General features: G+C 54.4%; 14 protein-coding genes and 1 rRNA gene. 7 read left to right on the forward strand and 8 right to left on the reverse strand.

The features are described from left to right. Nucleotides 1-106, forward strand: a 5S ribosomal RNA gene (rrf, locus tag ACOTZC_RS11045); the annotation flags it as partial. 209 nt (nt 107-315) lie between these two features. Then, nucleotides 316-1611, forward strand: a complete 1296-nt coding sequence (locus ACOTZC_RS11050; protein WP_045355288.1) for an MFS transporter — start codon at nt 316-318, stop codon at nt 1609-1611. Here ACOTZC_RS11050 and ACOTZC_RS11055 read toward each other — a convergent pair. From ACOTZC_RS11055 to trxC, 5 genes are all read right to left on the reverse strand, one after another. Next, nucleotides 1608-1931 (reverse strand): YfiM family lipoprotein, encoded by a 324-nt coding sequence (locus ACOTZC_RS11055; protein WP_032659514.1) that lies wholly within the window; start codon nt 1929-1931, stop codon nt 1608-1610. The genes ACOTZC_RS11050 and ACOTZC_RS11055 overlap by 4 nt on opposite strands. 45 nt (nt 1932-1976) lie before the next feature. Next, nucleotides 1977-3332, reverse strand: coding sequence for a CDP-diacylglycerol--serine O-phosphatidyltransferase (gene pssA, locus ACOTZC_RS11060; protein WP_047173864.1), 1356 nt, complete (start codon nt 3330-3332; stop codon nt 1977-1979). A 110-nt stretch (nt 3333-3442) separates the two neighbouring features. Further along, nucleotides 3443-6106, reverse strand: a complete 2664-nt coding sequence (locus tag ACOTZC_RS11065) for a bifunctional acetate--CoA ligase family protein/GNAT family N-acetyltransferase (protein WP_045399420.1) — start codon at nt 6104-6106, stop codon at nt 3443-3445. A gap of 35 nt (nt 6107-6141) precedes the next feature. After that, nucleotides 6142-6840, reverse strand: coding sequence for a tRNA-uridine aminocarboxypropyltransferase (gene tapT, locus ACOTZC_RS11070; RefSeq protein WP_421635770.1), 699 nt, complete (start codon nt 6838-6840; stop codon nt 6142-6144). A 69-nt stretch (nt 6841-6909) separates the two neighbouring features. After that, nucleotides 6910-7329 (reverse strand): thioredoxin TrxC, encoded by a 420-nt coding sequence (gene trxC / locus ACOTZC_RS11075; RefSeq protein ID WP_023308858.1) that lies wholly within the window; start codon nt 7327-7329, stop codon nt 6910-6912. A 204-nt stretch (nt 7330-7533) separates the two neighbouring features. Here trxC and ACOTZC_RS11080 point away from each other — a divergent pair, with 204 nt between their 5' ends. Next, the gene (locus ACOTZC_RS11080) at nt 7534-8664 is read left to right on the forward strand and encodes a tRNA/rRNA methyltransferase (protein WP_029741125.1); all 1131 of its coding nucleotides are present in this window, start codon (nt 7534-7536) and stop codon (nt 8662-8664) included. A gap of 48 nt (nt 8665-8712) precedes the next feature. On the opposite strand, the gene ung is transcribed toward ACOTZC_RS11080, so the two are convergent. Further along, entirely contained in the window at nt 8713-9402 is a 690-nt protein-coding gene (ung, locus tag ACOTZC_RS11085; RefSeq protein WP_023308856.1) for a uracil-DNA glycosylase, read from the reverse strand. A 314-nt stretch (nt 9403-9716) separates the two neighbouring features. Here ung and grcA point away from each other — a divergent pair, with 314 nt between their 5' ends. Next, entirely contained in the window at nt 9717-10100 is a 384-nt protein-coding gene (gene grcA / locus ACOTZC_RS11090; protein WP_029741127.1) for an autonomous glycyl radical cofactor GrcA, read from the forward strand. Nucleotides 10101-10150: 50 nt separating this feature from the next. Here the strand turns inward: grcA and srmB are convergent, their stop codons facing one another. Beyond that, a complete protein-coding gene (srmB, locus tag ACOTZC_RS11095) occupies nt 10151-11479 on the reverse strand; it encodes an ATP-dependent RNA helicase SrmB (protein ID WP_023344704.1) in 1329 nt (442 codons plus the stop codon). Between the two features lie 132 nt (nt 11480-11611). Between srmB and trmN the strand changes: the two genes are divergently transcribed. Beyond that, nucleotides 11612-12349: a tRNA(1)(Val) (adenine(37)-N(6))-methyltransferase TrmN gene (trmN, locus tag ACOTZC_RS11100; RefSeq protein ID WP_045399428.1), complete on the forward strand. Its 738-nt coding sequence runs from the start codon at nt 11612-11614 to the stop codon at nt 12347-12349. Here the strand turns inward: trmN and nadB are convergent. Continuing rightward, the gene (gene nadB, locus ACOTZC_RS11105; protein WP_047173867.1) at nt 12334-13953 is read right to left on the reverse strand and encodes an L-aspartate oxidase; all 1620 of its coding nucleotides are present in this window, start codon (nt 13951-13953) and stop codon (nt 12334-12336) included. The two genes, trmN and nadB, sit on opposite strands and share 16 nt — an antisense overlap. Nucleotides 13954-14297: 344 nt before the next feature. On the opposite strand from nadB, the gene rseD reads away from it, so the two are divergent. Both rseD and rpoE read left to right on the forward strand, forming a co-directional pair. Beyond that, entirely contained in the window at nt 14298-14381 is an 84-nt protein-coding gene (rseD, locus tag ACOTZC_RS11110; RefSeq protein WP_223605340.1) for a rpoE leader peptide RseD, read from the forward strand. Next, complete coding sequence (gene rpoE, locus ACOTZC_RS11115; RefSeq protein WP_006176728.1) at nt 14378-14953, forward strand: RNA polymerase sigma factor RpoE; 576 nt, start codon at nt 14378-14380, stop codon at nt 14951-14953. Before rseD ends, rpoE begins: the two co-directional genes overlap by 4 nt. The last annotated feature ends 31 nt before the right edge of the window (nt 14954-14984 follow it).

Consider the following 14984-nt stretch of genomic DNA (forward strand, 5'->3'; position numbering starts at 1 on the left):
TTAGCGCGGTGGTCCCACCTGACCCCATGCCGAACTCAGAAGTGAAACGCCGTAGCGCCGATGGTAGTGTGGGGTCTCCCCATGTGAGAGTAGGGAACTGCCAGGCACCAAATAGAAGAACCCCGCACCGTAAGGTGCGGGGTTTTTTGCTTTGTGCTTATCCTCTCTGGCCTTCCTCTTAATCCCTTATCCTGCTAATGGAATGTGTGATCCCTGTCGCAATGTTATTTATAACAAAATTATAACATTTCATTTACGAGGTAATTGAGTCTCCTGACTCAATACGCCGCTGTTTATGGCAGGAGCATAATCACAATGACAGAAAGCATTACATCAAACGGGACGCTGGCTAACAGTGATACCCGAAGAAGGGTATGGGCAATAGTCAGCGCCTCTTCAGGGAATCTGGTTGAATGGTTCGACTTTTACGTCTACTCATTCTGTTCACTCTACTTCGCACATATTTTTTTCCCATCTGGCAACACCACAACGCAGCTGCTACAAACGGCGGGGGTTTTTGCCGCAGGGTTTTTAATGCGGCCCATCGGGGGCTGGTTGTTCGGTCGCATTGCGGATCGTCGTGGCCGTAAGACTTCTATGCTGATCTCGGTGTGCATGATGTGCTTTGGTTCTCTGGTGATCGCCTGCTTACCGGGATATGAATCGATAGGTACCTGGGCACCGGCGCTACTTTTACTGGCCCGCTTATTTCAGGGATTATCGGTGGGCGGAGAATACGGTACCAGTGCGACCTACATGAGTGAGATTGCACTGGAAGGCCGTAAAGGTTTTTACGCCTCATTCCAGTATGTCACGCTGATTGGTGGTCAACTGCTGGCCATTCTTGTGGTGGTGATCCTGCAGCAAATCCTGACGGACGAACAACTTCACGCCTGGGGATGGCGAATTCCTTTCGCGATGGGCGCAGTACTGGCGGTTGTCGCACTTTGGCTACGCCGTCAGTTAGATGAAACCTCTCAGAAGGAAGTCAGAACGCTGAAGGAGGCTGGAACATTCAAAGGGTTATGGCGTAACCGCAAAGCTTTCCTTATGGTACTGGGCTTTACTGCGGGCGGCTCTCTTAGTTTCTACACGTTCACCACCTATATGCAAAAGTACCTTGTGAACACCACCGGCATGCATGCAAACGTTGCCAGCGTAGTCATGACCGTGGCGCTATTTGTCTTTATGCTCATACAACCTATTATCGGTGCGCTCTCGGATAAAATCGGTCGACGAACGTCGATGCTGATTTTTGGCGGGCTGTCGGCGTTATGTACCGTACCTATTCTGTCTGCCCTTCAGCACGTGACTTCGCCGTATGCCGCGTTTGCGCTGGTGATGCTGGCGATGGTGATTGTCAGTTTCTATACCTCTATTAGCGGAATACTGAAAGCCGAAATGTTCCCGGCGCAGGTACGTGCTTTAGGGGTAGGGCTCTCTTATGCGGTAGCTAATGCGTTGTTTGGCGGATCGGCGGAGTACGTTGCGTTATCGCTTAAATCATGGGGAAGTGAAACGACATTCTTCTGGTACGTAACGATAATGGGTGCACTGGCCTTTGTTGTTTCCCTGATGCTGCATCGCAAAGGGAAAGGCATTCGACTTTAATAGCGCGCCATCTGCCACACGGCATAGCCGGTCGTTGCGCCGGCGACATCCCAGGCGAAATCTTTCCAGCTCCAGCCGCTCCCTGCGGGGCGGCTATCCCACAGTTCTTTGGATGCTCCAAGACTGACTGAGAACATCAACCCAATTGCCGCACTGCGATCCCGGCTGTATCCCTGATGCTGCGCATATTCATTACCGGCTGCAGACAACATCGCGGAAGCGAGGAAATGCTGGGCTTTATCCTGTCCTGACCAGCTATCGTTGGCCATATGGCTACAGCCACTCAGAAAAAGGACGCTCAGTAACAGAGGAATACGCATCAACGGGCTCCATAAAAAAGCCCTGCGTGTGGCAGGGCCTGGACATTACAGAATACGGCTGATAAGTCGGTCGATACGAATACGACGCAAGCGGCGGATAAGCTTGCGGACTTTCACCGGGTAATCGGCAATGCTCTGCAGTTCGCGGTAATGATTCACCACAGTGGTATGTGTGCGAATCAGCTCCAGCTCACGTTCACGTTTTGCGGCTAACTCATGCTGCGGGTCATGGATTAGGATAGCGTTTTCCAGATCCAGTCGCCACGCGCGTGGGTTCAGGTTGTTACCGGTCAGCAGCATCCACTCATCGTCGACCCACATTCCTTTCAGATGGTAAGTGTTGTCTTCATCTTTCCAGAGACGCACAACCAACTGGTCAGTGTTTACGTAATACTGTAAACGGCTCAGGAAACGGCGCAGGTTAATCTCGTAGAGATAAGGCAGCGCACCGATGATTTTGAACGGCTGATCTTCAGGAATGAAGAAGTCGTTTGCAGTTTTATCACCAACGATGATTTCCACTTTTTTACCGTCGCGCAGCAGCTGAATGATATTACGCACCAGCACGGCAGGAAGGTTGAAGTACGGCGTACAGATGGTAAGTTTCTGCTCTGCACACGGCATCAGATGGAAGATCGTTTTGTTAAGCAGGCTTGATTTGCCGAGCCCTACCAGCGGGGTAACGGATAACTCTTCGTTGTTCGCATCGCCCTGGAAATGATAGACCGCATCACGCAGCTCCTGACGGAAGGCGCGAACATCGTTTTTGATTTCCGGGCTTTTAGGACGCTCGGGATCGTCAAGGCGATTAACACCGCGTCCATGGACCAGATTTTTATCAACCCAGTTAAACATGATATCGGCCATCTGCGGATTACGGATCAGATGGTAGCGGTCGTAGCGATATTTATCGAGTTGATGCAGGTAAACATCATTCAGACTTGCACCGCTGTACAGCACGCTGTCATCAATGATGAACCCCTTGAAATGAAGGACGCCGAGCGCTTCACGGGTATTTACCGGGACGCCATAAACAGGCACATCAACGCCAGAATTTTCCTGCGCCGTACGGCAATACCAGTCGGCATTAGTGTTTGAGGCGGCAGCGCCAATACGGCCACGCTGAGCGCGATGCCAGTCTACCAGCACGCGAACATCAAGTTCTGGTCGCTGACGTTTGGCTTCATAGAGCGCGTTCAGGATCCCGCGCCCGCCTTCATCCTGTTCAAGATAGAGCGCCACAATGCAAATGCGTCGCGTGGCGCTGGCAATCTTTTCCAGAAGCGTCTCCCGAAAATGAGCGGGAGCGTAAAAGAACTCTACATCATCAACTGACTGAGAAATCTTCGGTAGTTGAGCAAGGTGTTGTTGATGTTTATTACGCTTAAATTTTGACAACATCACAGTGCGTTTCTTCTCTGTTCATTGAAGGGTTGTCTGTACCATGCAAACAACATAAGCGGACAATGATACCACCAGTCCCGTCCAAAGTGGGTAACATTTCCAGTAGCTTACTCGCGTTTGTCTGATGATCTCAGACTGAGGGACAAGGCCACAATACCTTCGTCCAGCTGAATATCAACGTCAAACCCAAGTTTTCGCGCCAGGGTCACCATACCGCGATTGTTAGGCATAGTAATGCCATTAAGGCGTAACAATCCGTGATCTCGCGTATAACTGATGAGTTTTTCCAGCAGCCGTCTCCCCAGACCCAGGCCTTTAAGATCGGAGCGCACCAGCACCGCAAACTCCGCATCGACGTTATCCGGGTCAGAAATCGCACGCGTGACGCCGAGGATCTCATCCCCCTTATCGGAGCGACGAACGGCAACAAACGCCATTTCTCGATCGTAGTCGATCTGGGTCATATTGGCTAAATCATCGTGGGTAAATTCGTTGATTTCGCTAAAATAGCGATAATAAAGATCCTCTTTCGTGACCTGAGAGATAAAGGCCCGCAGCTGGGGCTCATCTTCCGGCAGAATAGGGCGGAACAAGGCGCGTTCTCCATTCTTCATCTCAACCCACTCCTCCAGCTGCAGAGGATACGGGCGGATCGCCAGACGGCTCTCTCTGTCTCCTTCGAATGGTGCGATATCCAGGGTCACGTCCAGCGCCGTAAACTCATTGCCCGAGGCGAGCAGCGGATGAATGTCCAGCCGCTGGATTTCGGCACAATCCACAATCAGGTTAGAGACCTGCACCAGGAACTGGCTTAACCCGGCAATATCAAGCGGGCGCAGCGCGCTCCGGCCACGGATCTTTTTACTTTTGATCGCCTGGATGATCAGATACCGCGCCAGGTTCATGTTCAGCGGCGGTAACGCCACCACGGCCTGCTCCTCCGGGCGCCACTCAACGCCACCTTCCCCCAGCATGATGAGCGGTCCGAAGACGGGATCGTGTTCAACCACCACCCGTAATTCCTGGGCTCCTGCGCGGTTGGCCATGCTTTGCACCAGCAATCCGTGGATCCTTGCCTGCGGCCAGGCCATTTTTACCCGGTCGAAAATAGCATCAGCTGCCTGCTGCACCTCAGTCGCCGTACGCAGGTATAACATAACCCCCTGAACATCAGACTTATGCGGGATATCCGGGGAGCGGAGCTTCAGAGCCACCGGATAGCCAATCTGTTCGGCTATATGCACGGCCTCTGCGCTGTCGCTGGCGATCCAGGTCGGCAGGGTTTGCATCCCGTAGCTGCCCAGAATGGGCTGGACCTCATGGGTATCAAGCGAGGTCGCGCCTTCTTCAATGGCCTGCTGCAACAGCCGGTGAACGTCGACGGTGTTCGCCGTCAGATTCCCCGGCAAAGCCGGCGTCTCACGCAGCTGTTTCTGGTTGCGGCGATATTCCACCATATGCATAAATGCGGTGATGGTGCCTTCCGGCGTGCGGTAGGTTGGCAGCCCGGCCTCGCTGAACAAGCGCCGTGCCTCCTGAGAGGAAAACTCACCGCACCAGTTGGTGAGCAGGGTAACGTATTTACCGCGTGGATGGTTGCGCACGGCATCAATAAGCGAGCGCGCGCTTTCACTGCCCGGCGCGACCGCGCTGGGGGAGTGGATAATCATCAGCGCATCGAAATCCTGGCTATCCAGCAAAATGGATATCGCCCTGATATAGCGGTCGCTGCTGGCGTCATCGCGCAAATCAAGCGGATTGCCGGGCGTCACGCTGGTCGGAAGCGCTTCTTTCAGGCGCTGCAGCGTCTCTTCACTCAGCGTTGCCAGCTTGCCGAAGCGCCGCCACAGCTCGTCCAGCGCGAGCGCGGCAGGGGCCGCACCGTTACTGACAATCATTAGCTTCTCACCGCGCAACGGGCGCATATGGCTTAACGTCTCAACGGCGGAAAAAAGCTCGTGCGTATCCTGTACCCGCAGCAACCCCGCGCGCTGAATGGCGGCGTCCCAGGCGGGATCCATGCCGGAATGAGAATGCAGCAGACGCTGTGCCGCAGGGCTGCGTCCGCTTTTGATCACCAGGATCGGCTTATTGCGCGAAGCGCTTCGCGAAGCCGAGACAAAACGACGCGCGTCGCTGAGGTGCTCAAGATAAAGCAGGATCGCACTGGTTTTGCCGTCACGCGCCAGAAAATCCAGTAGCTCATCAACGTCGATATCCAGGCTGTCGCCCAGGGCAATGAAGTAGGAGAATCCCATTTCACGCTGCTGCGCCCAATCGAGGATGGTGTTCGATACCGCAGCCGACTGCGAGATAAACGCCAGTTTGCCTTTGCGGATTGGAACCGGGGAGAAACTGGCATTCAGCCCCTGCCAGGGGGCGAGCAGGCCCAGACTGTTTGGCCCGAGAATGCGCATTTGATAGCGGCTGGCGCAGGCCAGAAGCTCGGCTTTCTGTTCAGGCGGAGACGAGAGAATAATGCAGGTTTTACACCCTTTCTTGCCGAGCGATTCCAGCAGCTCCGGGTTGCGCTTCGCGTTCGTACAGAGTACGGCAAGATCCGGCACGAAAGGCAGGCTCTGTACATCAGGCCATGCAAGCACTCCCTGAACCGCCTTATATGCCGGTGTGACGGGCAGGACGGGGCCATTAAATCCCCCGGCCAGCAGATTGCGCATCATCAGATAGCCAGCACGATCCGGTTTCATTGATGCGCCGATAACGGCAATGGATTTAGGACGAAGTAGCGCTTCTAACCCTCGCTGGCTCATGCAGGCCTCCTGTGAATGCAAGCGACCTGATGATTTTAAACGCTTTCTGGCTCGGGCGCTGTGACGCTGCCCTTATGAACGGTTTTTCCCGCCAGATAGCGCTCCCGGAAGCATGAGAAATGGTTGCCCAGAGCCCCAGCCGCAGCGGTATCTCCCGCTAAATCCAGAAGCGCAATTGCCACTTCGGCGGTGCAGTATTGCCCGTCAGCATGCGCTTCACGCAGGCGGTAGGCGGAGACGCGGGAAAGATCGACAGAAATGACCGGCAGCGCGTCGAGATAGGGGCTTTTGCGAAACATTTTTCGCGCTTCGGTCCATGTACCGTCCAGCATGATAAACAGAGGTGGTTTACCGTACGGCGGCGCAGAAAGAACCTGACGCTGTTCTCCCGTGTAGGACGCCGGAAATACCACCATTGGCTGGTAGTCGGGGTTTGTAACTAAATCGAGCAGCGCCTGAGGGGGTTCTGTACGAGACCACTGAAACGCGGCGGTATCCGGCAGAATATCGGCAATAAGACGCCCCGTATTGCTGGGTTTCATCGGCTCGGTATCGAACATGACCAGACAAAAACGGCTTTGTGCCGTACTCGGTGCCAGCGTCTCGCACAGACAAACCTTCAGCGGCAGCAGGCAGCGCTGACAGCGGCGAATACGGTTGCCTCGGGCGAGGAACGGTCGGGTGGCGCGCGCAAGGCGTTCGGCGCGTAATTTAAGAACGGCGTTATCAGTCATGGGCGAAATGCAGGAAAAACGCTATTTTCGCAGAGGCGGGAGCGGGGCACAAGACGTGCCCCGAGAATGTTACAGAGACTCGTTTAACCAGCTTTCAAAAGGCGCTTTTGGAACCGCGCCGTTGAGCATATCGATTACTTCACCATTTTTAAAAATCATAATGGTCGGTATGCTGCGAATACGAAAACGGGCGCTCAGTTCGGGTTCGGCTTCGGTATTGACCTTAACGAATCGCATTTTTCCGCTGCGCTCTTCGGCCACATCTTCGAAAATCGGCGCGAAGCTACGGCATGGGCCGCACCATGGCGCCCAGAAATCGATCACGACAGGAAGATCGTCCTTGAGGAGTTTGTCCAGCGTAGCACCCGTCGCGTTAATGACATCGCCATCAAATAATTCATGGCCACAACGTCCACATTTCGCACCATCTTCCATCCGATCGTCCGGAATGCGATTAAGAGCCTGACAGTTGGCACATACGGTATTCATAACTAACCTCTGATAGAGCCGTGGGACAGCGGCACAACGCCGATAATGTTTCTAATATGTTACATATTATCAATGAGCCTGTTTGAAACAACAATGCGTTTTATTCAATGAGAACAATAGTCACAGGCTTTTGTACGAAATTATGGCTATGCGCTGGCACATCGGGTAATCTGCGCGCTTCGCGCAGCGCTGGTGGAGAAAAGCATGAACGACGAAATGAAAAACAAAAGCGGCAAGGTCAAAGTGATGTATGTCCGCAGTGATGATGACTCTGATAAACGCACCCAAAATCCGCGTACCGGAAAAGGTGGCGGGCGTCCGGCGTCTTCTCGTGCAGACGGTGGCCGTCGCCCCGCCCGCGATGACAGAAATAACCGCGGTGATGACCGCAAACGTGACGATCGCAAACGCGATGACCGTCCGCGTTCCGACCGCCCACGCAGTGACCGTCCACGCGACGATCGTCCGCGCGATGACTTCTCACGTGATAACGCCTCCCCGTGGCGCACCGTTTCTCGCGCCCCTGGCGATGAGACACCGGAAAAAGCCGATCACGGCGGTATCAGCGGTAAAAGCTTCATCGACCCGGAAGTGCTGCGCCGTCAGCGTGCGGAAGAGACCCGCGTGTACGGCGAGAACGCCTGCCAGGCGCTGTTCCTGAGCCGTCCTGAGTGTATCGTCCGCGCCTGGTTTATCCAGAGCGTGACCCCGCGCTTCAAAGAAGCGCTGCGCTGGATGGCTGCGAACCGTAAAGCCTACCACGTGGTTGATGATGCTGAGCTGACCAAAGCGTCCGGTACTGAACACCACGGCGGCGTCTGCTTCCTGATCAAAAAGCGTAACGGCACGACCGTGCAGCAGTGGGTCAGCCAGGCGGATGCCGATGACTGCGTGCTGGCGCTGGAAGATGTGGGCAACCCGCACAACCTGGGCGCAATGATGCGCAGCTGCGCGCACTTTGGCGTGAAAGGCGTGCTGTTGCAGGATGCCGCGCTGCTGGAATCCGGCGCAGCGATCCGTACTGCGGAAGGCGGAGCCGAGCACGTACAGCCGATCACCGGCGACAGCGTTCTGGACGCCCTCGAGCAGTTCCGTAAAGCAGGTTATTCCATCGTGACCACCTCGAGCCATGCCGGTACGCCGCTGTTTAAAGCGACGCTGCCGCGCAAAATGGTGCTGGTGCTGGGTCAGGAACGTGATGGTCTGTCTGACGCGGCGCTCTCCAGTGCGGATCTGAGCGTCTCTATCGACGGAACAGGCAATGTGGAAAGCCTGAACGTATCCGTTGCGACCGGCGTACTGCTGGCCGAATGGTGGCGCCAGAATAAGGCATAATCCATTGTGCTTTTTGTATGCCCGGTGAACCGGGCATACAAACTCAAACTACTCGCTCTCTGCCGGTAATACAGGCATCCAGTCAATTGGCTTTTCGCCACGTTTTTCCAGCCATTCATTCGCCAGAACAAAATGATTACTGCCAAAGAAACCGCGATGCGCAGACAGCGGTGACGGGTGCGGTGCTTTCAGCACGTGATGACGCTGACGGTCAATAATCGCCCCTTTCTTCTGCGCGTGAGAACCCCAGAGTAAAAACACCACCCCTTCACGATGCTCGTTGATAAGGCTGATGACTTTATCGGTAAACGTCTCCCAGCCCAGACTGGCGTGCGAGTGCGCCTGACCCGCCCGTACGGTAAGCACCGTATTCAGCAACAGCACGCCCTGGCGCGCCCAGCTTTCCAGGTAACCGTGGTTTGGCCGGGTAAAACCGGGCACTGTTGCTTCAAGCTCTTTATACATGTTGAGCAGAGAAGGGGGTATAGCCACGCCCGGACGAACGGAAAACGCCAGCCCATGCGCCTGCCCGGGGCCGTGATAGGGATCCTGACCCAGAATGACCACTTTCACATCGCTCAGTTCGGTGTAGCGAAAGGCGTTGAACACGTCTTTCTGCGGCGGGTAAATCGTCTGTCCGGACTGACGCTCAGCGGCAACGGTGCTGAGCGTATTGATAAAATAAGGCTGCTGCTTTTCTTCTGCCAGCACGTCATGCCAGGTTAAAGGTGTCGTCATCTCGCTCTCCTGCGAATCTCAATCTCTGACTAGCTTACCTGTTTCACTCCGGTGAGCAAAATTACGCGCTGAAATACGTGCTAAGTGGCTAAATTTATTTTGAAAAGATGCAGGGTAAGTTGAATTGGTAAAACTGTGAAATTGATCTGAAGCAATAAATTCAAACCACACTCTTTATATGGTTGGTGTTTTTGTTGATTTAAATCAATAAATCACCGGGGTGTGAATGTTATATATACACACAAGAAACAATGGTTTTACCAATTGGCCGCAACAGGCCGACACCAGTTAATGTAGCCTAAGGGAGGCAACACATGATTACAGGTATCCAGATTACTAAAGCTGCAAATGACGATCTGCTCAATTCTTTCTGGCTGCTGGACAGCGAGAAGAACGAAGCGCGCTGCGTCGTTGCGAAAGCGGGTTTTGCTGAAGATGAAATCGTACCGGTAAACAAACTGGGCGAAATTGAGTACCGTGAAGTTCCTATGGAAGTGCAGCCTGAAGTGCGCGTGGAAGGGGGTCAGCATCTGAACGTTAACGTGCTGCGCCGCGAAACGCTGATGGATGCCGTTGAGCACCCAGAAAAATACCCACAGCTGACCATCCGCGTGTCTGGCTATGCGGTTCGCTTTAACTCACTGACTCCAGAACAGCAGCGCGACGTTATCGCCCGTACCTTTACTGAAAGCCTGTAACGGCTTCAGCAGGGGGGAATAAAAAAGCCGGGGATTTCCCCGGCTTTTTTTTACTCTTCAGTTTTCGTCTCTGGTGCGGCAGAGCTTGGCTTACGGCGCTTACCAATATTTTTGGTATCGCGGTGGCGCTGCTTCACACGCGGTTTCTCTTTTTCTTTCTCTTTTCTCTCAGCACGTTTTGCGAGCGCTTTCTTGGACGGTTTACCCGTCATTTTTTCACTCGGCGCACGCGTGGTTGGGCGCAGGCCATCAATAACGCGCGCTTTCAGCGGCTCGTCAACATAGCGGCCAATTTTCTGCAGCAGCAGGTAGTCATGCGCTTCAACCAGTGAGATAGCAATACCTTTGCGGCCCGCGCGACCGGTACGGCCAATACGGTGCAGGTAGGTATCGCCGCTGCGCGGCATATCGAAGTTGATCACGTGGCTGACGTCCGGAATGTCGATCCCGCGAGCGGCCACGTCTGTGGCAACCAGCACGTTAACGCGGCCATCGGTCAGGCGCTTAATGCCTTCGGTACGCTTGATCTGCGCCATCTCGCCTTCAAGATAGCAGTTATTGATCCCGGCGTTACGCAGCATTTCTGCCAGCTCGTGCACGCGCTCGCGCTTACGCACAAACACGATTGTGCGCAGCGCATCTTCCTGCTTCAGCAGGTGTTTCAGCAATTCGACCTTGTGCTCGAGATTATCCGCGCGATAGTACCACTGGTGGATCTTCTTACGCTCACGGGTGGACGGCGTCGCCGATACTTCCACCGGATCTTCCAGCAGACGCTCCGCGAAGTCTTTGATCGCTTCCCCTTCGAGGGTGGCAGAGAACAGCATTGTCTGGTTGCGCCAGCGCGTCTCGCCAGCAATGTGCTCGATATCCTGAGCGAAGCCCATGTCCAGCATGCGGTCGGCTTCGTCGAGGATCAGCGTTTCAACCGCGCGGCAGTCGAAGTTCTCTTCTTTAATATACTGCAGCAGGCGGCCCGTCGTCGCAACGACGATGTCCTGGTTTTCGCTGAACACTTCGGCGTGGTTCATGTACGCAACGCCGCCGGTGATGGTGGCGATATCCAGATGAGTATTTGCCGCGAGTTCACGCGCGTGATCGGCAACCTGCATTGCCAGTTCGCGCGTCGGCGTCAGGATCAAAATACGCGGCGGGCCAGATTTTTTACGCGGAAAGTCGAGCAGATGCTGCAACACAGGCAGCAAATAGGCTGCTGTCTTCCCCGTGCCGGTTGGCGCAGAACCGAGCACATCGCGGCCCTCAAGCGCAGGCGGAATGGCCGCTGCCTGAATGGCGGTCGGGCGTGTAAAGCCTTTGCTCTCAAGTGCATTGAGCAGGCTTTCATCGAGTTCAAGTTCGGAAAAAGTCGTTACAGTCATGTTCTACCTCTGTGTGGGGCGCTGATTATAGACGTTACGGCTGTAATCTTCATCTGTTTGTATGGATATCGCTTTTCGGCCACTTCGCTTTCCCCTATGCTACTCCAGTTTCACTTAGAAGGTTGCCCTGACATGTCTCAACTCAAAGCGCAGCTGCGCCGCGATGGTTTTACGTTCAAACAATTTTTTGTCGCTCACGATCGCTGTGCCATGAAGGTCGGTACAGACGGTATTTTACTGGGAGCGTGGGCGCCTGTCGCAGGTGTTAAGCGTATTCTTGACATCGGTACCGGTAGCGGGCTGGTGGCGCTGATGCTGGCGCAGCGTACGGAAGAACATGTCATCATTGATGCCGTCGAACTGGATGCGCAGGCCGCAGAGCAGGCGAGTGACAATATGGCCGAATCTCCCTGGGCAGCCCGAATGAAAGTGGAATGCGCAGATGTGCTCGCCTGGGCGCCTGAACAAACCGCGCGTTACGATCTGATCGTCAGCAACCCTCCCTACTACGAACCCGGCGTTGAGTGCGGGACACCCGAGCGTGAACAGGCGCGTTATACCGGCTCCCTCGATCATAAAGCGCTGCTCACCAGTGCGGCAGAACTCATCTCCGAAGAAGGTTTTTTCTGTGTGGTCCTGCCTGAGAGTACCGGCAACATGTTTATCGGCATCGCGCAGGAGATCGGCTGGACGTTACGTCTGCGTACCGATATTTCGGATACGGAAGGACGACTGCCGCACCGCGTGCTGCTGGCGCTCTCGCCAAAAGAGGGTGAATGCTTTAATGACCGGATGGTGATCCGTGGGCCAGACCAGCGTTATTCCGAAGATTACACTGCTCTGACCCAGGCGTTTTATCTGTTTATGTAAACCTGCGGGGCGAGTATCGACGGGCCGGACTCAGCAAGCTGATCCGGGTAGTCCAGGGTATAGTGCAGCCCGCGGCTCTCTTTACGCATCATCGCGCAGCGGACAATCAGCTCGGCCACCTGCACCAGATTGCGCAGCTCCAGCAGGTTATTGGATACGCGGAAGTTGGCATAATACTCATCAATTTCCTGCTGCAGCATGGTGATGCGGCGCAAGGCGCGTTCCAGGCGTTTCGTGGTGCGCACAATCCCCACGTAGTCCCACATAAATAGCCGTAGCTCATGCCAGTTATGCTGGATCACGACCAGCTCGTCCGGATTATCCACCCGGCTTTCATCCCAGGCTGGCAGGTGCTCTGTCTCGCGGGCGTAAGGCATGCGCTTTGTGATATCTTCCGCCGCCGACCAGCCGTACACCAGACACTCAAGCAGCGAGTTAGAGGCCATACGGTTCGCGCCGTGAAGTCCGGTATAGCTGACCTCACCGATAGCATACAGACCGTCTACGTCAGTACGTCCATGATCGTCAACCATTACGCCACCGCAGGTATAGTGGGCCGCTGGCACAATGGGCACCGGGTCGCGCGTTAAATCAATGCCAAGATTGAGCAGCTTCTCGTAAATCATCGGGAAATGCTGGCGAATGAACTCTGCTGGCTTATGGCTGATATCGAGATACATGCAGTCCACGCCAAGACGCTTCATTTCATGATCGATGGCGCGGGCAACGATGTCACGCGGGGCCAGTTCACCCCGGGCGTCAAAGTCGGGCATAAAGCGGGAGCCGTCAGGGCGTTTCAGATAAGCGCCTTCACCGCGCAGGGCTTCCGTCAGCAGGAAGTTGCGCGCCTGGGGATGGAACAGGGCGGTGGGGTGAAACTGATTAAATTCGAGATTCGCCACCCGGCAGCCAGCGCGCCAGGCCATCGCGATACCGTCGCCGGAGGCAATGTCCGGGTTCGTGGTGTATTGATACACCTTGGAGGCGCCGCCCGTCGCCAGCACCACAGCCTTCGCCTGACAGGTCTCCACCTTCTCTTTATTGCGGTTCCAGACCCAGGCGCCCACCACGCGACGCGTGCCGGGCAGGCCAATCTTGTCAGAAATGATCAGGTCAACGGCATTACTTCGCTCGAGAACCCGAATATTAGGATGGCTCAGCGCTTTGCTGACCAGCGTGGTTTCTACTTCTTTGCCGGTGGCATCCGCTGCGTGCAGGATGCGGCGGTGGCTATGGCCGCCTTCGCGAGTCAGGTGGTAGCTCTCTTCACCGTTGGGTTGAACCTGAGTATCGAACAAGACGCCCTGGTCGATGAGCCACTGAACGCAGTGACGGGCATTGCTGGCGACAAACTCTGCGGCGTGTGCATCCACGATCCCTGCTCCGGCAATGAGCGTATCTTCGACGTGAGACGCAATGCTGTCTGTCTCATCAAACACGGCGGCAATGCCACCCTGGGCATAAAACGTGGAACCTTCACTTATCGGTCCTTTACTCAGAACGATTACGTTTTGATGCTCGGCCAGGCGCAGCGCCAGAGAGAGACCGGCAGCGCCGCTACCGATAATCAGTACATCACAATGGAGTTCAGGTGTTGTGTTCATGATTGTTGTTTAATTTACTAAACAGTGTTGGGGCAGAATAGCACCTGAATGCGATATATCGCACGTATTTTTTTAGAGGCTGTCGCAATGGCTAAACGCGTAAGCGGAGGTAAATGGAGGGTAAATGAGTGAAATTATTTTGCGAAGCAGATCGTTAGCGTCAGATTTTGTGGTGAAATAAAGCCTGTGTTGCGTTACTCTTCTGGCGGGAAAAAGATGTTTCTTGTCAGAAAGTGGTGCGTATCGTGAACAGACTTATAATGAGAGAAAATGAACGGTCTGCGGCGCGATGAACAAAAACAAAGGCGTTACGGAACTTATTGAAGATCAGACACTCTAATACGGTGCTTGCTCAAAGTGCGGTATTTTTAGAGTGGCGTTTCGATAACGCGTGGAATTTAGGTTTGGGGAGACATTACCTCGGATGAGCGAGCAGTTAACGGACCAGGTCCTGGTTGAACGGGTCCAGAAGGGAGATCAGAAAGCCTTTAACCTACTGGTGGTGCGCTACCAGCATAAGGTGGCGAGCCTGGTTTCCCGCTATGTACCGTCAGGCGATGTGCCTGATGTGGTGCAAGAGTCTTTTATTAAGGCCTATCGCGCGCTGGATTCTTTCCGGGGAGATAGTGCTTTTTATACCTGGCTGTACCGTATTGCGGTCAATACGGCAAAGAATTATCTGGTCGCTCAGGGCCGTCGTCCGCCTTCAAGTGATGTGGACGCAATCGACGCCGAAAACTTCGAAAGTGGCGGCGCATTGAAAGAAATTTCGAACCCTGAGAACTTAATGTTGTCAGAAGAACTGAGACAAATCGTTTTTCGCACGATCGAGTCGCTCCCGGAAGATTTACGTATGGCAATTACGTTACGGGAGCTGGATGGTCTGAGCTATGAAGAGATAGCCGCTATCATGGATTGTCCGGTCGGCACGGTACGTTCACGAATTTTCCGTGCGCGAGAAGCTATTGATAATAAAGTTCAACCGCTTATCAGGCGTTGACGATAGCGGGATACTGGAAAAGGTATTAGGC

Origin of the sequence: Enterobacter cloacae complex sp. SHL009 (genome assembly GCF_049237205.1) — a bacterium.
Taxonomy (GTDB): domain Bacteria; phylum Pseudomonadota; class Gammaproteobacteria; order Enterobacterales; family Enterobacteriaceae; genus Enterobacter; species Enterobacter cloacae_M.

Bases quoted from the DNA above. Each gene is read 5' to 3' on its own strand.
- ACOTZC_RS11065 (WP_045399420.1), bottom strand. From the start codon at position 6,106: ATGAGCCAGCGAGGGTTAGAAGCGCTACTTCGTCCTAAATCCATTGCC.
- nadB (WP_047173867.1), bottom strand. From the start codon at position 13,953: ATGAACACAACACCTGAACTCCATTGTGATGTACTGATTATCGGTAGC.
- ung (WP_023308856.1), bottom strand. From the start codon at position 9,402: ATGACGACACCTTTAACCTGGCATGACGTGCTGGCAGAAGAAAAGCAG.
- ACOTZC_RS11080 (WP_029741125.1), top strand. From the start codon at position 7,534: ATGAACGACGAAATGAAAAACAAAAGCGGCAAGGTCAAAGTGATGTAT.
- srmB (WP_023344704.1), bottom strand. From the start codon at position 11,479: ATGACTGTAACGACTTTTTCCGAACTTGAACTCGATGAAAGCCTGCTC.
- grcA (WP_029741127.1), top strand. From the start codon at position 9,717: ATGATTACAGGTATCCAGATTACTAAAGCTGCAAATGACGATCTGCTC.
- pssA (WP_047173864.1), bottom strand. From the start codon at position 3,332: ATGTTGTCAAAATTTAAGCGTAATAAACATCAACAACACCTTGCTCAA.
- tapT (WP_421635770.1), bottom strand. From the start codon at position 6,840: ATGACTGATAACGCCGTTCTTAAATTACGCGCCGAACGCCTTGCGCGC.
- trxC (WP_023308858.1), bottom strand. From the start codon at position 7,329: ATGAATACCGTATGTGCCAACTGTCAGGCTCTTAATCGCATTCCGGAC.
- ACOTZC_RS11055 (WP_032659514.1), bottom strand. From the start codon at position 1,931: ATGCGTATTCCTCTGTTACTGAGCGTCCTTTTTCTGAGTGGCTGTAGC.
- trmN (WP_045399428.1), top strand. From the start codon at position 11,612: ATGTCTCAACTCAAAGCGCAGCTGCGCCGCGATGGTTTTACGTTCAAA.
- ACOTZC_RS11050 (WP_045355288.1), top strand. From the start codon at position 316: ATGACAGAAAGCATTACATCAAACGGGACGCTGGCTAACAGTGATACC.
- rpoE (WP_006176728.1), top strand. From the start codon at position 14,378: ATGAGCGAGCAGTTAACGGACCAGGTCCTGGTTGAACGGGTCCAGAAG.